The 18,373-nt window shown below is 71.4% G+C and carries 14 protein-coding genes and 1 riboswitch; of the genes, 7 read left to right on the top strand and 7 right to left on the bottom strand.

Annotation, left to right across the window (positions count from 1 at the left end; translation table 11 throughout):
- Nucleotides 1-176: 176 nt before the first annotated feature.
- Entirely contained in the window at nucleotides 177-1,988 is a 1,812-nt protein-coding gene (locus ACIQRL_RS37575) for a peptidoglycan DD-metalloendopeptidase family protein (RefSeq protein ID WP_401340226.1), read from the top strand.
- Between the two features lie 132 nt (nucleotides 1,989-2,120).
- Here the strand turns inward: ACIQRL_RS37575 and pcrA are convergent, their stop codons facing one another.
- Complete coding sequence (gene pcrA / locus ACIQRL_RS37580) at nucleotides 2,121-4,607, bottom strand: DNA helicase PcrA (protein WP_401340229.1); 2,487 nt, start codon at nucleotides 4,605-4,607, stop codon at nucleotides 2,121-2,123.
- A gap of 932 nt (nucleotides 4,608-5,539) precedes the next feature.
- Nucleotides 5,540-5,710, top strand: a riboswitch (cyclic di-AMP (ydaO/yuaA leader).
- 7 nt (nucleotides 5,711-5,717) lie between these two features.
- Here pcrA and ACIQRL_RS37585 point away from each other — a divergent pair.
- Together ACIQRL_RS37585 and ACIQRL_RS37590 are read left to right on the top strand one after the other, a co-directional pair.
- Nucleotides 5,718-6,884: an NlpC/P60 family protein gene (locus tag ACIQRL_RS37585; protein ID WP_401340231.1), complete on the top strand. Its 1,167-nt coding sequence runs from the start codon at nucleotides 5,718-5,720 to the stop codon at nucleotides 6,882-6,884.
- A 170-nt stretch (nucleotides 6,885-7,054) separates the two neighbouring features.
- Complete coding sequence (locus tag ACIQRL_RS37590; protein WP_401340233.1) at nucleotides 7,055-8,035, top strand: tellurite resistance/C4-dicarboxylate transporter family protein; 981 nt, start codon at nucleotides 7,055-7,057, stop codon at nucleotides 8,033-8,035.
- 138 nt (nucleotides 8,036-8,173) lie between these two features.
- On the opposite strand, the gene ACIQRL_RS37595 is transcribed toward ACIQRL_RS37590, so the two are convergent.
- Complete coding sequence (locus ACIQRL_RS37595; RefSeq protein ID WP_401340235.1) at nucleotides 8,174-8,527, bottom strand: hypothetical protein; 354 nt, start codon at nucleotides 8,525-8,527, stop codon at nucleotides 8,174-8,176.
- A 456-nt stretch (nucleotides 8,528-8,983) separates the two neighbouring features.
- Between ACIQRL_RS37595 and ACIQRL_RS37600 the strand changes: the two genes are divergently transcribed.
- Nucleotides 8,984-10,084, top strand: a complete 1,101-nt coding sequence (locus ACIQRL_RS37600) for an NlpC/P60 family protein (protein WP_401340236.1) — start codon at nucleotides 8,984-8,986, stop codon at nucleotides 10,082-10,084.
- A 53-nt stretch (nucleotides 10,085-10,137) separates the two neighbouring features.
- Here the strand turns inward: ACIQRL_RS37600 and ACIQRL_RS37605 are convergent, their stop codons facing one another.
- Both ACIQRL_RS37605 and ACIQRL_RS37610 read right to left on the bottom strand, forming a co-directional pair.
- The gene (locus ACIQRL_RS37605) at nucleotides 10,138-10,911 is read right to left on the bottom strand and encodes a LuxR C-terminal-related transcriptional regulator (RefSeq protein ID WP_401340238.1); all 774 of its coding nucleotides are present in this window, start codon (nucleotides 10,909-10,911) and stop codon (nucleotides 10,138-10,140) included.
- Complete coding sequence (locus tag ACIQRL_RS37610) at nucleotides 10,908-12,200, bottom strand: PspC domain-containing protein (protein WP_401340240.1); 1,293 nt, start codon at nucleotides 12,198-12,200, stop codon at nucleotides 10,908-10,910. Before ACIQRL_RS37610 ends, ACIQRL_RS37605 begins: the two co-directional genes overlap by 4 nt.
- Before the next feature lie 176 nt (nucleotides 12,201-12,376).
- On the opposite strand from ACIQRL_RS37610, the gene ACIQRL_RS37615 reads away from it, so the two are divergent.
- Together ACIQRL_RS37615 and ACIQRL_RS37620 are read left to right on the top strand one after the other, a co-directional pair.
- On the top strand, nucleotides 12,377-13,795 hold the full coding sequence (locus ACIQRL_RS37615) for a PspC domain-containing protein (RefSeq protein ID WP_401340242.1): 1,419 nt from the start codon (nucleotides 12,377-12,379) through the stop codon (nucleotides 13,793-13,795).
- Nucleotides 13,782-14,006: a hypothetical protein gene (locus ACIQRL_RS37620; RefSeq protein WP_401340244.1), complete on the top strand. Its 225-nt coding sequence runs from the start codon at nucleotides 13,782-13,784 to the stop codon at nucleotides 14,004-14,006. Before ACIQRL_RS37615 ends, ACIQRL_RS37620 begins: the two co-directional genes overlap by 14 nt.
- Before the next feature lie 7 nt (nucleotides 14,007-14,013).
- On the opposite strand, the gene ACIQRL_RS37625 is transcribed toward ACIQRL_RS37620, so the two are convergent.
- Both ACIQRL_RS37625 and ACIQRL_RS37630 read right to left on the bottom strand, forming a co-directional pair.
- Entirely contained in the window at nucleotides 14,014-14,544 is a 531-nt protein-coding gene (locus ACIQRL_RS37625; protein ID WP_401340246.1) for a DoxX family protein, read from the bottom strand.
- Between the two features lie 250 nt (nucleotides 14,545-14,794).
- Nucleotides 14,795-16,033 (bottom strand): hypothetical protein, encoded by a 1,239-nt coding sequence (locus tag ACIQRL_RS37630; RefSeq protein WP_401340248.1) that lies wholly within the window; start codon nucleotides 16,031-16,033, stop codon nucleotides 14,795-14,797.
- A 591-nt stretch (nucleotides 16,034-16,624) separates the two neighbouring features.
- Between ACIQRL_RS37630 and ACIQRL_RS37635 the strand changes: the two genes are divergently transcribed.
- The gene (locus ACIQRL_RS37635; RefSeq protein WP_401340250.1) at nucleotides 16,625-17,497 is read left to right on the top strand and encodes a DUF4429 domain-containing protein; all 873 of its coding nucleotides are present in this window, start codon (nucleotides 16,625-16,627) and stop codon (nucleotides 17,495-17,497) included.
- Between the two features lie 55 nt (nucleotides 17,498-17,552).
- Here the strand turns inward: ACIQRL_RS37635 and ACIQRL_RS37640 are convergent, their stop codons facing one another.
- Entirely contained in the window at nucleotides 17,553-18,347 is a 795-nt protein-coding gene (locus ACIQRL_RS37640) for a class II aldolase/adducin family protein (RefSeq protein WP_401340252.1), read from the bottom strand.
- Nucleotides 18,348-18,373 lie beyond the last annotated feature (26 nt).

Here is an 18,373-nt window from a genome sequence, read left to right on the forward strand (position 1 = left end):
TCAAAGCCCGCACCTCCTACGACGAAGCAATCGCTTGGTCGCACCACGCACACCCCCAAGCCGCTTGACCTCAAACGGCATGGGGTGTCTGACAGCCCTTCCACAGCCCCGGCGCTTCGAACGATTATCGAACGCCAGGCCAAGGCCTTGCCCGCCCTCCCCCGAAACACGGGCGAATGCCCGTTTCCCGCGAAGGGGAAACCTGCCGAAGATTGTCGCGCCCGCATACCGCCGGGTACAGTCACCGCACTGCTCTGCCAGCCCCTGTTGTCGAGGCGAAAGAGAAGTTGGTGAACGACCGTCACCCGTCGGGGATCGCGACTCCTCCGGCTCCGGCTTCCGACGCCGCCTCGGCGCTCTACGCGCCCTATGGTGCGCAAGAAGCCCAGTACGGCGACTTCACCGCGTACGGCGACTACTCCGCCACCACGGCTTTCGCCTCGGGCACGAACGCGACCGGCGCGGGCTCCTACGCCGGCACGGACTTCGCCGGTGACCCGCTCTTCGGCGACATGTCGGGCGGAGGCGGCGGCACCGGTTCGTACGACGCCACGCAATGGAACGCCGGAGCCCAGCAGCCGCAGAACTACGACCCGTACGCGGCGCACCACCAGGCCGCCTACGACACCGGCGCCCACGGCACGACGGCATGGACGAACGGCTACCTCGCCGACATCCCCGCGCAGCATCCGGGCCCCGACGCCTCGGGCCAGTGGGACGCGAACGCCTGGATCCAGCCCGAGCAGCCGCTCGGCGGGACCCAGCAGTGGACCGTGCCGACGCAGGACACGGGCGCGTACGACGCAACGCAGTGGAACACTGCCGGCGGCCAGGACGCGTACCAGGCGTACGAGCACCCGCGGTCCGAGTCGTACCCACAGCCGCAGGCGGAGTCCGGGTCCTACGAACAGCAGCACCCGCGCTCCGAGTCCTACGAAGAGCCGCAGGCGGAGCCCGGGTCGTACGAACACGAGCTCACGCAGCTCGACATGACGTACGAGCAGCAGTCGGGTCCGGGGGGCCAGGTTCCCTTCGACCAGCAGGCGACCACGACCTTCGACCAGGCGGCCCACGATCAACTCGCCTCGGACGAGGGCGAGTTCGACGAGGCCGAGGACTTCGCGGACACGGACGACGCCGAGGACGCGTACGACGAGGGGCCCGAGAGGCCGCTGCTCGACGACATGGAAGAGATCACCCCGGTGCGGCGTCCCGCGACGCGGACCGCCTCCCGTTCCCGGCGCCGCAGCCCCGCGAAACGTTCGGCCCTGCTGACCGTCGCGGTGCCCTCGGTCTGTGTGATGGGGGTCGCGGGGATCGCCGCCGCCTCGGTGGGCGGCGTCGGCGGCCTCGGCGGCCTCGGCGGGAACGACTCGAAGAACACCACGGCCAGCGCCCCCGACGCGACCTCCGTGAAGCCGTCGGCAGCCAACATCAAGCTGGACACCCAGCTCCAGAGTCTCTCCGCGGGGGCGGACGACTTCGCCGACCGGGCGAGCCGCACGCAGGAACGTATCGACCTCAAGGCCCAGCAGACGACGGAGAAGAAGAAGGCGGCGGAGGAGGCGGCCCGCAAGGAGCGGCTGCGTCCGAAGTTCGTCCTTCCCGTGACGCAGCGGGGCCTCAGCGCCTACTTCGGCCAGGCCGGCGTCAACTGGATGTCCGTGCACACAGGCATCGACTTCCCCGTCTCCTACGGGACGTCGGTGATGGCCGCGACCGACGGGACCGTGCGGACGCAGTGGAACAGCGCGTACGGCAACATGCTGATCCTGACCGCGATGGACGGCACCGAGACGTGGTACTGCCACCTCTCTTCGTACAAGGTCCCCTCCGGCACCACCGTCAGGGCCGGTGACCAGATCGCCTTCTCCGGGAACTCCGGCAACTCGACCGGTCCGCACCTGCACTTCGAGGTCCGGCCGGCCGGCGGCGCGGCGATCGACCCGCTGCCCTGGCTCCGCAGCCACGGCCTGGACCCCACGTAACAGCCGGACCCCACGCGGCAACCGGCGCGCGTGTACCGGCCGGGGGCGCGAGGGGCGGCTGACCGCCGGAGCCCCGGCCGTCTTCCGACAGCCGAGGGTCCCGCGATCCGGTCCCGCGCACGATCTTCCGGGCTACAGCTTCTCCACCGGCGCGTACCGCAGCAGCAGCCGCTTCGGCTTGGGCTCTCCGAAGTCGACCGTCGCCTCCGCGTTCGCGCCCGTCCCCTTCACGCCGACGACGGTGCCGAGGCCGAACTGGTCGTGCGTGACCCGGTCCCCGACGGTCAGCGAGACCACCGGCTTCTCGGAGACACCACGGCGTGTGGCGAACCCGGAGGCGCCCGAGGCCGCGGACCGCGAGCGCGAGGACGAGAGGGAGGCGGCGACACCGGAGACCGGACCGGCCGGCATGGGCGCGGTCGCCCCCGTGCGCTTCCAGTCCAGATGGGTCGCCGGGATCTCCTCCAGGAAGCGGGAGGGCGGGTTGTACGAGGGCTGCCCCCACGCGCTGCGCATCGACGACCGGGTGAGGTAGAGCCGCTCCCGCGCGCGCGTGATGCCCACGTATGCCAGGCGCCGCTCCTCCTCCAGCTCCTTGACCTGTCCCAGCGCGCGCATGTGCGGGAAGACGCCGTCCTCCATGCCGGTCAGGAAGACCACGGGGAATTCGAGGCCCTTGGCGGTGTGCAGGGTCATCAGGGTGATGACGCCGTTGCCGTCCTCCTCGTCCGGGATCTGGTCGGAGTCGGCGACCAGCGCGACCCGCTCCAGGAACGCGGCGAGTCCGCCCGCGTTCTCGCCCTCACCGGTCTCCTGCTCGAACTCCAGGGCCACGGAGGCCAGTTCCTGGAGGTTCTCGACCCGGGTCTCGTCCTGCGGGTCGGTCGAGTTCTGCAACTCGGCGAGATAGCCGGTGCGTTCGAGGACGGCTTGCAGAATGGTGGCCGGGCCCGCACCGGACTCGACGATCGTACGGAGGTCCTCCATGAGCGTGTTGAACTTCCTGACCGCGTTGGTGGAGCGCGCGGCCATGCCGTAGGCCTCGTCGACGCGGCGCAGCGCCGCCGGGAAGCTGATCTTCTCGCGCTGCGACAGGGCGTCGATCATCGCCTCGGCGCGGTCGCCGATGCCGCGCTTGGGCACGTTCAGGATGCGGCGCATCGGGACCGAGTCCTCGGGGTTGGACAGCACCCTGAGGTACGCCAGGACGTCCCGGACCTCCTTGCGCTCGTAGAAGCGGACGCCGCCGACGACCTTGTAGGGCAGGCCTACGCGGATGAAGATCTCTTCGAAGACACGGGACTGCGCGTTCGTACGGTAGAAGACCGCGACGTCGCCGGCCTTGGCCTCGCCCGCGTCGGTGAGACGGTCTATCTCGTCGGCGACGAACTGGGCCTCGTCGTGCTCGGTGTCCGCGACGTAGCCCGTGATGTTCGAGCCCGCGCCCGCGTTGGTCCACAGGTTCTTGGGACGGCGGGACTCGTTGCGCTCGATGACCGCGTTGGCGGCGGTCAGGATCGTCTGGGTGGAGCGGTAGTTCTGCTCCAGGAGGATCGTCGTCGCGCTCGGGTAGTCCTCCTCGAACTGGAGGATGTTGCGGATGGTCGCGCCGCGGAAGGCGTAGATCGACTGGTCCGCGTCACCCACGACGCACAGCTCGGCGGGAGGCAGGTCGAACTCGCTGGGCGGTACGTCCACGGGGTGCTCGGAGGTCCCCACGAGCTCCCGGACGAGCGCGTACTGCGCGTGGTTCGTGTCCTGGTACTCGTCGACCAGGACGTGCCGGAAGCGGCGGCGGTAGTGCTCGGCGACGTCCGGGAAGGCGCGCAGCAGATTGACCGTGGTCATGATCAGGTCGTCGAAGTCGAGCGCGTTGGCCTCGCGCAGCCGCGACTGGTACATCGCGTACGCCTGGGCGACGGTCTTCTCGAAGCCGTCGGAGGCCTGGGCGGCGAAGTCCTCCTCGTCGATCAGCTCGTTCTTCAGGTTCGAGATCTTGGCGCTGAACGACTTCGGCGGGAAGCGCTTGGGGTCGAGGTCGAGATCACGGCAGACGAGCGCCATCAGACGCTTGGAGTCGGCGGCGTCGTAGATCGAGAAGGACGAGGTGAAGCCGAGCGTCTTGCTCTCGCGGCGCAGGATGCGGACGCAGGCGCTGTGGAAGGTCATCACCCACATCGCGTTGGCGCGCGGGCCCACGAGCGCCTCGACGCGTTCCTTCATCTCGCCCGCGGCCTTGTTCGTGAAGGTGATCGCGAGGATCTGGCCGGGGTGGACGTTGCGCTCGCCGAGCAGATGCGCGATCCGGTGGGTCAGCACCCGGGTCTTGCCGGAGCCGGCGCCGGCCACGATGAGCAGCGGGGAGCCGGAGTGCACCACGGCCGCGCGCTGGTTCTCGTTCAGTCCGTCCAGCAGGGCCGCCGGGTCCACGGCCGGCCTGGGAGCGCCGTCGCGGTAGTACGCGTCCCGGCTCGGGGGCATGTCGAACTTCCCGCCGAACAGATCGTCCGGAACCGGCTCCGGTACGTGATCGTCCTCGGGCGGCGGGGGGTGTTCGTCCTCGTGGGCCGCGGAGGGCTTGAGGTTCGCCAGGAAGCTGTCGTCAAAGAGGCTGCTCATCGCTCTCCGAGTCTAGGCCGCCCCACTGACAGCCCGCCGCCACCCCGAGAACTCGACCGGAACTCGTGACACGAATCCCGGCCGCACAGGCTCCCGGGCCTCCCGGTTTCCCGGGCTTCCGGGCCTCCGGCTACCGGACCTCCGGGCCTCCCGGCTTCCGGTTTCCCGGGCCTCCCGGCTTCCGGGCTTCCGGGCTACCGGCTCCCGACTTCCGGGCCTCCGGCTTCCGGACCTCCGGGCCTCCCCGGCTTCCGGTTTCCCGGGCCTCCCGGCTTCCGGGCTTCCGGGCTTCCGGCTCCCGACTTCCGGGCTTCCGGCTCCCGACTTCCGGGCCTCCGGCTCCCGACTTCCGGGCCTCCGGCTTCCGGACCTCCGGGCCTCCCGGGCTTCCGGTTTCCCGGCTCCCGACTTCCGGGCCTCCGGCTTCCGGACCTCCGGGCCTCCCGGGCTTCCGGTTTCCCGGGCCTCCCGGCTTCCGGGCCTCCCGGCTTCCGGCCTCCCGGGCTCCCCGGCTTCCGGCTCCCCCTCCGAGTCGGTGGCCGACCCCACGGTCGGCTTCCCGGACCTCCGAGCCTCCGGGCCTCCGAGCCTCCCGGGCCTCCCGGGCTCCCCGGCTCCCGGCTTCCCGGGCCTCCCGGCTTCCCCGCATCGCACCTCACGGTCCATGACCGTGACCGTGCGCGACGGATCGGCGACGGTCAGTGTGCCCGAGGGTGCTACCGAGCGGCCGCGGCACGCAGGGCATGGGACACACGAGGCCAAGGGTCCGCAATGCGGATGAATCACCCCGAACGCGTCACGGGAGGCGGAGGGTGCGGGAAAGGTCACGAAAATGTATCGGGCATATCGCACATCAACCTTCACACGGGCCACAGCAGTTGGCTAGCGTGCCAGAAGGCCGCCCGACCGCAACCGGCGAACCTCGCCGGGCCGAGCGGCCTCCGCCGAGTTCGGCACGCCCACGGGCCGCCGGAGCCGGGGACCCACCGAACTTGGGGTGAATCGGTCCAACCGCCTTGTGGGGCAAGGACCGTAGGGCAACCTTCCGGAACCACCCGCCCGAACCCGACAGCTAACTCGGCAGGCGGATGACGGAAGGAGTCGCCTCTCTTGGCGTCACACCGCAAAGGGCGTCCTACGGGTACGCGCATCGCAGGCATACGAACCCCGGCCCTCGCCACGGCGGCCCTCACCTCCGTGGCCCTGCTCTCCCAGACGGCGAACGCCGCCCCCTCGGCCGAACCCAGGCCCAGCGTCGTAGAGGTCTCGAAGAAGGTCGACGCCCTCTACCACCAGGCCGAGACGGCCACCGACAAGTACAACGCGAGCCGGGAGAAGACCGCCGAGCAGCGGAAGCGCGTCGACACCCTCCTCGACGACGTCGCCCAGCGCACCGAGAAGCTCAACACCGCGCGCGAGGAGCTGGGTTCGTTCGCCGCGGCGCAGTACCGCACCGGGGCCGCCGCACCCAGCACCGCGACCCTGCTGCTCGCCGACAACCCGCAGGACTACTTCGACCAGACCCAGTTGATGAGCCGCCTGACGAACCGCCAGAAGGCGGCCGTCGACGACTACATCACGGAGCAGGCCACCACCGCCAAGAAGCGCACGGAGGCCTCCCAGAGCCTGGAGTCGCTGACCGCCTCGCAGAAGGCGCTCAAGACGTCCAAGGCCGCGGTGCAGCGGAAGCTCGGCGAGGCCCGCAGCCTGCTCTCGAAGCTGAACGCCGAGGACAAGGCGCGGCTGGCGGCGATCGAGAAGAAGAAGCAGGAGCAGGCCACGGCCAAGGCGGCGGAGCTGGCACGGCAGCAGGCCGCCGCCGCGAAGGCCGCCCAGCAGCAGTCGTCGGGCACCACGACCGGCTCGACGGCCGGTTCGACTGCCGGATCGGCGACGGGATCGACGGCCACGGGCTCCTCGTCGAAGGCGGCCGAGGCGCTCGCCTTCGCTCGCGCACAGATCGGCAAGCCGTACGTCTGGGGCGCCACCGGCCCGGACTCCTACGACTGCTCGGGCCTGACCCAGGCCGCCTGGAAGGCCGCCGGCGTCAGCCTCCCGCGCGTCACCTATGACCAGGTGAACGCCGGCACGACGGTCCCCCTCGCCGACGCCCAGCCCGGCGACCTGGTCTTCTTCTACAACGACATCAGCCACGTCGGCCTCTACATCGGCAACGGCATGATGATCCACGCGCCGAAGCCGGGAGCGTACGTCCGCGAGGAGTCGATCTACTACGACGGCACCTCGGCGATCCACAGCGTGGTGCGCCCGGCGTAGACCGGGGTACGAGCGACGCCCTTCGCGGGGCACGCGCGCGGGGAGCGACCGAGGCTCCGTGCCCGCGTGCCCCGAGTTTTCGTGCCCCCCGCGCGCGTGCCCGGTGTTTTCGCGCTCCTCACGCGCGTGCCCCACCGGTAACGGGTCCGGAGATCCCTAGCATCGGGCGCATGCCAGATACACCGGACATGCCGGACACCGCTTCGTTCCGCGCCTGGTGGGCGGGGCGGTCGCCCGCCGCCGGAACCGCCGTCATGGCCACCGGCATCATCTCGATCGGGCTGCACCTGACCGGCTACGAGACCCTCTCCCGGATCGCGCTGGTCCTCGCGTCGCTCGCCTGGCTCGGGCTCGCCGCGGACTTCCTCGTCCGGCTGATGGGCGACCGGGAGCAATGGGTGCGACAGGCCGGCACGCCGGCAGGCCTCACCGCGGTCGCGGCGACCACCGTGCTCGGCACCAGGTTCTCCGTGCTGGGGTGGCAGGGGCTCGCCGAGGCCCTGCTCGCGCTGTCGGCGGCCCTGTGGCCCATCCTGCTGCTGACCGTCGTACGGCACTGGCGGCGCCGTATGGCGGGAGAGGTGTTCCTCGTCTGCGTGGCCACGCAGGGGCTCTCGGTCCTCGGCTCGACGATCGCCACCGCCGTGGGTCCGGACTGGCTCGCGCACGCGGCGATGGTGCTGTTCTGGCTGGGGATCGTGCTCTACGGGGTGTCGTTCGCGCACTTCGACCTGTGGGAGGTGAGGAAGGGCGCCGGGGACCACTGGGTGGCGGGCGGCGCGCTCGCGATCTCGGCCCTGGCCGGGGCGGAACTCGTCAGCGCGCACCACGTGAACATGTACCTGTGGAACAACGACGACCAGGGCGTCCTGCGCGCCGCGACCGGCACGCTGCTCGTGCTCGACCTCGCCTGTTACTGCCTCCTGGTCATCGCGGAGGCGGTGTGGCCGCGTCCGCGGTACGACATGCGGCGCTGGGCGACCGTCTTCCCGCTGGGGATGACGGCGGTGGCGACCCTCTCCGTCGCGTCCGCCCTCGACGTCTTCTGGCTCAAGGGGACGGGGCAGGTGCTGCTGTGGATCGCGGTGGCGGCATGGCTGGCGGTCGCCGCGGGCGCCGTCCTCGCCGTCAGGTCCTCGGCGCGAGCCTGACGGCGCCGGTCAAGCCGGGGCCCCACGGAGCTGGGGGCCATTCAAGCCGGTCTCACGGAGCTACGGGGGGGGCCGGCCGAGCCCGCCTCACTATGGCGGGGGCCGCTCGGCCCCCGCACGCGGGGGTGAAGGCGCCTGTCAGGTCCACAGGACGGCGATGAAGATGTTCGCGACGGTCAGCAGCCCGACGAGACCGAAGAGGCCCTTGTCGACCTTCTCGTCGTCCCGCTTCACATAGACGAGCCCGAGGATCACTATCAGCAGGGCCAGTTTCACACCGATCTTGACGGTGTTGATCGTGTTGCCGTCGGCCTGGTTGAGCCCGACCAGGGCGACACCGGTGACCAGCATGGTCAGCGCGCCGTGCAGCATCCCGGGGACGAAGCGGGCGGTGCCCTTGCCCATCGCCTTCATCTGGGTGAGGAAGCCGCCGAGAAGCGCGGCGATGCCGATGATGTGCAGGCCGACGAAGAGGTGGATGAGTACGCCCATGGGGCCGGAGCCTAATCGCACACCTTGACGCCCCTTCTCACCGGGCCGCCCCCTAGCCCCACCCCCTTGCTCCGCCCCCTCTTGTCACCCTTTTGTCACCAGACCATCGCGTGTCATCCATAGCACCGGCACCGCTCCGGTTGTCCTGGATTCGGCGCATCGGTCATCACCCTGTGTGAAGTCGACGAGGCCAGGCGGGAATCTCGGTCACATTCGGTCACCCGGCGATCCAATGGCGACAGTTCCGTACATAGCGTTACCAACGCCGCACTCCCAGGTTTAGCGTCCTCCCCCAGGTGACCGGCTCCCCATCGCCGTCCGGGCCGGGGGCGGCAGTCGGACACCACCGCCGAGAAGGTCCGGCGGCGGCCCGCTCCCCCTGTGTGAGCCGTCGCCGGACGTGTCACCGCTTGACCGCACCCGCAAGGGCGGTCGCACGGAAGGATGTGGGCCCTCGTGGCAGCGCACCGCAAGACCAAACAGCGCTCGATCGGCGGAAACACGGCCCGCACAGCAGTCACCATCGCCCTCGCGGGCGCGGCGACGGCGACCGGCTTCGACGGGATCGGGCACGCCGACCCCCAGCTCTCGCCGGCGCAGGTGAAGGCCCAGGTCGACAAGCTGTACCAGGAGGCGGAGGTCGCCACCCAGAAGTACGACGGCGCCAAGGAGAAGGCCGACCAGGCGGAGGCGCACCTGAGCACCCTCCGGGACGAGGCGGCCCGCCGCGAGGACCGGCTCAACTCGGCGCGGGAGGCGCTGGGTTCGATGGCGGCGGCGCAGTACCGCAGCGGTGGACTCGACCCGGTGGTGCAGCTCGCCCTCTCCGACCACCCCGACCAGTACCTGGAAGGGGCCGCGTTCGCCGAGCGGGTCGGCACCCGGCAGTCGGCGGAGGTCGCCGGGGTACGCAAACAACTGCGCGAGATCGAGCAGTTGCGCGGAGCGGCGCACATCGAGCTGGCCGCGCTCACGTCGCGGCAGACCGAGCTGAAGCGGCAGAAGAAGACGATCAACGAGAAGCTCGACGCGGCCCGCCGGCTGCTCACGCGACTCACCCCGGAGCAGCGCACGCAGTACGTGGAGCGGGGCGGCGCGGGCGGGCAGCAGCACGTCTCACGCTCCTCGGCCCGTGAGCCGGCCCCGCTCGCGTCGTCCGGCACATCCGGTGCCACCGGTGCGGGCGGCACCGCCGTCGCGGCGCCCAGCTCCCGGGCGGCGGCGGCCGTCGCCTACGCCTACTCGAAGCTCGGCAGCCCCTACGTCTGGGGCGCCACCGGCCCCGACGCCTTCGACTGCTCCGGGCTCGCGCAGGCCGCGTACCGTTCCGCGGGCCTCTCCCTGCCCCGCACGACCTATTCCCAGATCAACGCGGGCCAGCGGGTCACCCTCTCCGAACTCCAGCCCGGCGACCTGGTGTTCTTCTACGCGGGCATCACCCACGTGGGCATCTACGTTGGCAACGGCCAGATGATCCACGCCCCCAATCCGTCGGCGCCCGTACGGTTGGCCCCGATCAGCGAGATGCCCTTCGCGGGAGCCACCCGGGTCGCGTGATCACCACCGGCGCCGCGCCTGCGGTGCTCCCGCTCCTCGCGGTCCCGGCCGGATCAGACCAGCCGTCGTGCCGTCGCCCAGCGGGTCAGTTCATGGCGGTTCGAGAGCTGGAGTTTGCGCAGGACCGCCGAGACGTGCGACTCGACGGTCTTGACGGAGATGAAGAGTTGCTTGGCGATCTCCTTGTACGCGTACCCCCGGGCGATGAGGCGCAGGACCTCGCGCTCGCGCTGGGTGAGGCGGTCCATGTCCTCGTCGACGGGCGGGGCGTCGGTGGAGGCGAAGGCGTCGAGGACGAACCCGGCGAGGCGCGGGGAGAACACCGCGTCGCCGTCCTGGACGCGGAAGACGGAGTCCACGAGATCCGTGCCGGTGATCGTCTTGGTGACGTACCCCCGGGCGCCGCCGCGGATCACGCCGATCACGTCCTCCGCGGCGTCCGACACGGACAACGCGAGAAAGCGGACCGGCTGTTCGGCGGCGGCCATCAACGGGGCGCAGCGGCGCAGTACTTCGACACCGCCGCCGCCGGGAAGGTGGACGTCGAGGAGGACGACCTCGGGGCGGGTGGCCGTGATGACCGTGACCGCCTGGTCGACGTCCGCGGCCTCACCGACCACCTCGACGCCGGTCCGGTCGGTCTCGCCGATCTCGGCCTGGACCCCCGTACGGAACATGCGGTGGTCGTCGACGAGCACCACGCGCACCCGGCGCCCGCCCTCGGCGCCGGCCGCTCCGGCCGCGGGGGCGGCGGCTCCGGAAGCGGCGGCCACGGGGGACTCCCCGGCCGGACCGCCGGACTCCACAGGCTCGTTCGTGTCGCTCATGACGTCTTCTCCGCCCTTTCCATCTCCAGCTCGACCTCGGTGCCGCCGTCCGGCACCGCGCGCAGTCGCGCCGTGCCGCCGTTGCGCTCCATGCGGCCGATGATCGATTCTCTGACGCCCATGCGGTCGGCGGGTATCGCGTCGAGGTCGAAGCCGGGGCCGCGGTCACGGACGGACACGAAGACCGTCCTGCCCTCGACTTCGGCGTAGACCTGTACCGCGCCGCCCTCGCCACCGTACTTGGCCGCGTTCACCATCGCTTCGCGCGCCGCCTGCATCTGCGCGGTCAGGCGGTCGTCGAGCGGGCAGTCGCCCACGACGACCACCTCGATGGGCACGCCGTGCTTGTCCTCGACCTCGGCGGCATGGCGGCGGACCGCCTCGGCGAGGGTGTCGGGCTCCTCGTCCTCGTCCTTGCCGCTGCCCTCCGGCTTGTAGAGCCAGGCCCGCAGATCGCGCTCCTGGGCGCGGGCCAGCCGCCGCACCTCGTTCGCGTTCTCCGCGTTGCGCTGGATCAGGGTCAGGGTGTGCAGCACCGAGTCGTGGACGTGGGCGGCGACTTCGGCCCGCTCCTGCGCGCGGATGCGCATCAGGCGCTCCTCGGAGAGGTCCTGCGTCATCCGGATCAGATAGGGGCCGGCGAGCAGCGCGACGCCGACGAGGACCGCGAGCGCGGCCTGGAGCACCGAGCCGAGGTGGGCCGCCGAGCCCTGGAGGACGAATATCCCGGAGACGCCGGCGGTGACGAGCAGGACGCCCGCCGCGGACCGCAGCAGTGTGAGCGTGCGGCGACGGCGGCCGACCTCCGCCCAGCGGGCCCGCCGCGCGTTGTCCGCCTGGCGCCAGACCAGGGCGACACCCGCGCCGACGAGGACCGTCGGCCACAGATACGCCTTCGTGCCGCCGCCGAGATTCACGTTGCCGACGAAGACCATGGCCACGACGACCATGAGGAGCAGGGCGACGATCTGGCCCTTGTCCGGTTTGCGGGCCACGATCCTGCGCCGGCCGTCGGGCGAGGTCTCGGTGGTGAAGGCCGGTGTCCGGGCGCCGGAGCCGACGCCGCCGACGCCGAGCGGCACGAAGAACCAGAACGCCGCGTACAGCAGCGCGCCGAGTCCGTCCGCCATGAACAGTCCGACGAACATCAGCCGCACCCAGACCACGGGCAGCCCGAGGTGCCCGGCGAGCCCTCGCGCCACGCCCCCGAGCCAGCGTCCGTCGCTGCTGCGGTAGAGCTTGCGCGGGGGCCGCGGTTCGTCGACGGGCATGGCTGCGGCTTCCGGCATGCCATCGATGTTCACACGCCCGGCGGACCGGAGCATCAGGGTCGGCCCCCGATACTCCCCTGATCTTCAGAAATCGGCACGCGAACGGTCCCCGCCCTCCCCTCCGGGCGGATATCAGGGTTCGGCCAGGGTCATCCCGACTGCCGCCGGGCCGTCCCGCCCGTCACCATGGACGCATGACAGATCAGCAGCACGCGGCGGCGGAGCCGGACCACGGCGCCGCTCCGGGTGATGAGCCGCGCGCTCGTGGGGAAGGGGCCACGGCGCGGCCCGCGGACGCCGGTGCCGCCCCCGAGGTGCCGCGCAGGTTCCGGCGCGACCGTCGGCAGAAGATGCTGGGCGGGGTGTGCGCCGGGCTCGGACGGCAGTGCGACATGGACCCGGTGATCTTCCGGATCGTGCTCGCGGTGCTCGCCGCGACCGGCGGCATCGGCCTCATCTTCTACGGCTTCGCCTGGCTCTTCGTGCCGTACGACGAGGAGGAAGAGGAGAACGAGGTCCGCAAGCTGCTCACCGGCCGTGTCGACGGCCAGGCGCTGACCGCCGTGCTCTTCGCGCTGGTCGGCTGCGGAGTGTTCCTGTCCATGCTCAAGAACGGCGGCGTGCTGACGTTCGCCGTCGTCCTGTCCCTGCTGCTGGCCGGTGCGGGCTACTGGTCGCAGCATCGCGCCGCCACCGACCCGGACCCCTCCCCCAGCTCCGGGCCGCGCTCGAACAGGGGCGGCCCCATCGCCGCGCAGGCCGTCGCCGACGCCCCGCCGGAGGCGCAGGCCCCGCCCGTTCCCGCCTCCTATCCCTCCTGGTGGCGCGACCCGATCGTCAAGGACGGTTCGCACGTCGGCGGCACCGGCTACATGTGGGGCCCGCCGGAGACCGGGGACCGGGATGTCGCGGCCGCGCTCAACATCGCGCGCGGCACCTCCCGCTCCGAGGCGCGCACGGAACGGGAGCGCAGGCCGCGCGGCCCCCGTCCCATAGGCGGCCGGATCTTTCTGCTCGCCCTGCTGGCGGGTGGCCTCGGCACCGGCCTGACCTGGCACGACCAGGCGCTCGGCACCAGCCTTCAGGCCGGACTGGCCGCCGCCCTCATCGTGTTCGGCCTGGGCATCACCGTCAGCGCCTTCCGGGGCCGCACGGGCGCGGGAACGATCTTCCTGGCGGTGATCACGGCCGGGCTCCTCGCGGCCTCCGCGGCCCTGCCCAAGGACATCGGCACCCACTGGGTGCGGACGAACTGGACCCCGGCGACGGCGGCCGACGTACGGCCGGGTTACGACCTCGGCACGGGCGTGGGCACCCTCGACCTCAGCCGCGTCGACCTCGCCAAGGGACAGACGGTGAAGACCGACGCCCAGGTCGGCGCGGGCCGGCTGAAGGTGATCGTTCCCAAGGACGCGACCGTACGGCTCACCATCGAGGTGGGCGTCGGAGACATCCAGTTGCCGGGTGACAACCAGAAGGACGTGGACGTGGAACCGGGAAAGCACAAGCAGGTGACCCTGGCCCCGACGGCGGGCTCCAAGAACGGCGGCACCTTCGACCTCGACCTCCAGGTCGGCGTCGGCCAGGCGGAGGTGGCCCGTGCCTCGTCATGAGTTCCAGCCCGGAAAGCTGGTGGCGGGCCTCGTTCTCACCGCCGGGGGCGTCGCCTATGCCGGGGACGCGGGCGGCTGGTGGGACACCGAGTGGTTCGCCATCATCCCGGTCGTCGTCGCCGGCCTGTGCCTCGCGGGCGCCGTGGCGTCCGTGAACCACGCCCTACGCAGACGCCGCGCGGACCGGGGTCCGCGCGGCGTGAACTCCTAGGACGGTTCTAGCGGTAGGCCCCGGCGCGTTGCCTGCGCCGGGCTCGTAGAGCCGAATCCACGGAGAAGATCGAGGCGCCCGCCAGCACGAGGGGGGTCCAGGCCATCAGATAGGCCAGGTCGTTGCCGTAGTAGTACGGGTCGGAGGCCCAACTCACCGTCAGCCACAGGCTGAGCGAGATGAGTGCGCCGCCGAGTGCGGCGAGGCGGGCCAACAGGCCGATCAAGGTGCCGATGCCGACGGCCAGTTCACCGAACGCGATGGCGTAGCCGAAGCCGACGGGGTTCTTCAGGGACAGGTCGACGAGGGCCGGTATGGCGGAGGAGTCACGCACCGTGCGCATCATGTCGCCGATCGAGCCCGATCCGGAGGCCTTCATGAAAGCGCTGTTGGTGAGTTTGTCCAGGCCGGCGTAGATGAAGGTGACACCCAGGAAGAGGCGGAGTGGCAACAGGGCGTAACGGGTAGCGGTCTCTCGCCAGTCCCGCCTCTCCTCCAGATACTGGGTGTGAGTATCCGTCCGCATACCGTGAGTCATCGTTCTCCGCCGCCTTTCGCCCGCGTGCCGTTGACCACTCAACAGACCATACGTACGAATCGGTTCCCCCACTCAGGGGCTGGAACCTTTTTTCGGGCTCCACCTCACGGAATGCGCCGGCCCACCCCGTCTGCACGGGGCGCCCCACAGCCCTCGTTCCCCCTGTGCCCTGCCCTGCCCTTCCCGTAGCCGGGGCCCCGTCCCAGAAACTCGCTCCCCGAACCCCGGAGGGACTGGATCCCGCGACTCCTCAGTCCATCACGTCGATCTCATAGCGATTCGTCTCGACGCCCGCCGCCGTGACCACCTGCACCTCGACCCGGCCCGGCTCCACATCCACCGGCACGGGCACCGTCAGCACCGCGTCCGTGGGATTGCTGAACCCCCCGGAGACCGGCACCAGCGGCACATGCACGTGCACCGGTCCGATCCGCACGACCATCCGCGACAGCCGGTTCGCGGTCTGCGCCCCGGGCGGCACGAACCCGGCCCCCCGGATCTCGATGTCGTCCCCGGTGCGGATGGGAGCGTCCAGATCGCCCGCCTCACGGGAGCGGACCACGGAGAGGATCACCGGCCGCCCGCCCTCGGCGTACTTCCCCGCGAGGTAGGTCGCGGCGGACACCAGCACCAACAGCGCCAGCCCCCACGGGAGATCGGGCAACTGCGAGGGCCGCCGGGCCAGCCGCACCGCCGCGAAGACCAGCGCGACCGCGCTGATCACGACGTACTGGATGTCGGCGAAGCTCCCTCGCCCCGAGTCGTCGGTCAGCAGGTCCGCCGCGCGCGGCCGGTCCGCGCGGACCTTCTGGAGCCGCTGCCCCAGCACCCGCAGCCCGACCACCCGCCGGACCAGCACCGCGACCCCGCACGACACGGCGACGACGGTCACGACACCGGCGCCCCGGGCGAGTTCGAGCCCGGCGATGAGCGCGTCCCGGCTGCGCGGCGCGGAGGCCGCCGCCAGTTGCCCCACCAGCACGAGGACCGCGTACGCCACGAGCAGCACCCAACCGGCGGCGACCGCGCGGGAGGTGGAGAGCCGGTTGTCCTCGCCGATGACCGGCGCCAGAGCCCCGCCCCGCGCGCGGTGCAGCCAGGCCGCGCCGGTCAGGAGTCCGGCCAGGACGGCCGCGGCGAGCAGCCCTGCCGTCCGTGCGGCCGTCCAGCCGGCCCCGATCGCGGTGAGCGCCTGCACGAGCAGGAGGACGACGACCGCGGCCCAGACGGTGTACGCGGTGTGGCGCCACAGCCGGCCCAGCCAGGCCTCGCCGTCGAGACGGCCGCGTTCGGCGACGAGGTCGGCGGACTGGGTGAGTTCGTCGGACACCCACTGCCGGGACGCGGAGGCCGAGTGCGCGACGCCGGCGGGCAGTCCCTGCCCGGACGCCAGCGCGTCGCGCTTGGCGAGGAACGCGGCGACAGCCCGCCGGTGTCCCGTACGCGCCCCGTGCGGGCAGTCCCCGCACGTGCAGCCGCCCTCGTGCACGCCCGAACCCCCGTCCAGGCCTCCGCCCGGCCCGCCGCCCGGACCACCGCTCCGCCCGCCACCCGGTCCGGTGCCCGACCCGGCACCCGACCCGGCACCGTGCCCCGCACCGTGTCTCGCCTCCTGCACCGCCACGCCCACTGCCGCCTTCCCGCGCCAGAAAATCCGTACAGCCGAAGCGCCACGCACGCCCGACCACCACACCGCCGAAGCGCCACGCACGCCCGACCGTCGCCCCGCCCGAAGCCCGCACACGAGACCGACCGGCCGCCCAGCCGCCTGTCCGCCACGATGCGCAGCACCCGTCAGGCCGCCGCGCGACCCGAATCCGGGCACGCACGCCCCTCCGGCCGGCCGTACGGCCCGATCCGGTACGCCCCGGACGTGCCCGGCCGCCGTACGGCCGGACCCGATGTGCCCCGACCATCGCACACCGGAGCGTCCGTACGCCTGGCTGCCGCACACCTGCCTGAGAACTGTTCAGTGATGACAGCGAATTGTGCCGTACGGAGCACGGCGCGCACGCGTCAGGTCGGTTCGGCGCGAAGGAAGCGAGAGACCGCCTGTTGACCCGGCTGCGAGAATTTGTCCATGGCCGAGATCATCCAGCGCGACGGGACCTGGGCCTTCGACGGCAGCACGGTCAGGATCACGCCGGGACTGCACCGCACCGTGCCGCTGTTCCGGCAGACGTACGGGGAGATCGCCGTTCCTCTGGAGGCGGTGTCGGGCATCGTCCACGAACCCGAACGCAAGCGTGGCCGGCTGCGACTGCGGCTGCGCGAGGGCGCCGACCCGCTGCTTCAGGCGACCGGGGGCCGGCTGCCCGACGCGGCGGACCCCTACCGGCTGTCGGTCGACGTCGACCGTTCCGGAGTGGCCGAGTACGTCGCCGAGGAGATCCGCCGCGCGCTGCTCCTGGAGCAGATCCCCAAGGAACCGGCGAAGACGTATCTGCTCGCGGGACCGCCCGTCCCGGTGTCCGTCCGCTCCAGCGACGGCACGGTCTCCTTCGACGGGACGCAGGTGCGCATCGACTGGGCGGACACCTCGGACCGGGTCAAGCGGGCGACGGGCCCCCGGATCATCGCCCTGGGCGACCTCGTGCAGGTCGAGTGGCTGCCCAACTCCGGTTACGAGGACGGTTTCCTGCGGTTCGTGACGAGCGAGGCGGTGTTCTCCAAACTGCCGCCCGAGAAGGACCCGTACGCCCTCGATCTGTGGGGCAGCTCCCGCCGCGACCTGCTCACCGCGCTGGTCGCCACCGCGGTCACGGCACGGCTGCCGCATCCCTCGGCGCGCACCGGAGCGTACGCGGACCGGCCCGCCACGGCCCCTGCGCCGTCCGAACACCACGACGTACTGCTGCGCCGTCTGCGGGAGTTGGGCGAGCTGCACCGCGACGGCGTCCTGACGGACGAGGAGTTCGCCCTGACGAAGGCGGCCGTCCTACGGGGTTTCTAGCGGCCTACGCCGTGACCGCTCCGTCCGCCCGTACCGACCCATATCCGGACAAGTGCTAGCTGAGGAGATCCGGTTCGCTGCGGCTGATGTCCTGCCACAGGGGCTGGTAGTTGATCCATGCCACCAGGTCGCCGCCGAGCTGTTCGCGGGTGGCGACCGCCTGTTTGTGGTCGATGAGGAGGGGCCGGCCCGCGGCCTTCGCGGTGAGCTGGACCTGGCTCGACCGCTCCATGGACAGGAACCACCAGGCCGCCGCGTCCACCGAGTCCCCGACGGTCAGCAGCCCGTGGTTGCGCAGCACCAGCGCCTTGCGGGTGCCCAGCGCGGACGCGATCCTGCGGCCCTCCTCCGCGTCGACGGCGACCCCGGTGTAGGCGTCGTACAGAGCGTGATCCTCGTAGAAGGCACAGCTCTCCTGGGTGATCGGGTCGAGCAGATCGCCGAGGGCAGCGAGGGCGCGGCCGTGCACGGAGTGGCAGTGGGCGACGGCGACGACGTCGGGGCGGGCGGCGTGGACCTGGGAGTGCACGGTGAACGCCGCCTGGTTCACGTGGTAGCGGCCCTGGATCACCTGGCCGTCCTGGTTGGCCATGACCAGGTCGCTGACGGTGACGTGCTTGAACGGCATGCCGAACGGGTTGACCCAGAAGCAGTCGCTGTACTCCGGGTCGCGTGCCGTGATGTGTCCGGAGACGCCGTCCTCGAAGCCGAGCCGTCCGAACAGCCGCAGCGCGCCGGCCAGGCGCTCCTTGCGGTGCTGCCGTTCGTCGTCCGTCGATTCGTGCATCGGCGGCATGGCGAAGCGCAGTTGGTCGGTGGGGCGGGGCAGGGGCGGAGTGGGCCCTTGCATAGGTCCTCCAGCACTGGCGTGTTCGG

This window comes from Streptomyces sp. NPDC091209 (assembly GCF_044757755.1).
In the GTDB taxonomy this organism is placed as follows: Bacteria; Actinomycetota; Actinomycetes; order Streptomycetales; family Streptomycetaceae; genus Streptomyces.

Coding starts and splice junctions, on each gene's coding strand:
- ACIQRL_RS37610 (WP_401340240.1), bottom strand. CDS start 12,200: ATGCCGGAAGCCGCAGCCATGCCCGTCGACGAACCGCGGCCCCCGCGC.
- pcrA (WP_401340229.1), bottom strand. CDS start 4,607: ATGAGCAGCCTCTTTGACGACAGCTTCCTGGCGAACCTCAAGCCCTCC.
- ACIQRL_RS37640 (WP_401340252.1), bottom strand. CDS start 18,347: ATGCAAGGGCCCACTCCGCCCCTGCCCCGCCCCACCGACCAACTGCGC.
- ACIQRL_RS37575 (WP_401340226.1), top strand. CDS start 177: ATGCCCGTTTCCCGCGAAGGGGAAACCTGCCGAAGATTGTCGCGCCCG.
- ACIQRL_RS37595 (WP_401340235.1), bottom strand. CDS start 8,527: ATGGGCGTACTCATCCACCTCTTCGTCGGCCTGCACATCATCGGCATC.
- ACIQRL_RS37615 (WP_401340242.1), top strand. CDS start 12,377: ATGACAGATCAGCAGCACGCGGCGGCGGAGCCGGACCACGGCGCCGCT.
- ACIQRL_RS37625 (WP_401340246.1), bottom strand. CDS start 14,544: ATGACTCACGGTATGCGGACGGATACTCACACCCAGTATCTGGAGGAG.
- ACIQRL_RS37605 (WP_401340238.1), bottom strand. CDS start 10,911: ATGAGCGACACGAACGAGCCTGTGGAGTCCGGCGGTCCGGCCGGGGAG.
- ACIQRL_RS37590 (WP_401340233.1), top strand. CDS start 7,055: ATGCCAGATACACCGGACATGCCGGACACCGCTTCGTTCCGCGCCTGG.
- ACIQRL_RS37635 (WP_401340250.1), top strand. CDS start 16,625: ATGGCCGAGATCATCCAGCGCGACGGGACCTGGGCCTTCGACGGCAGC.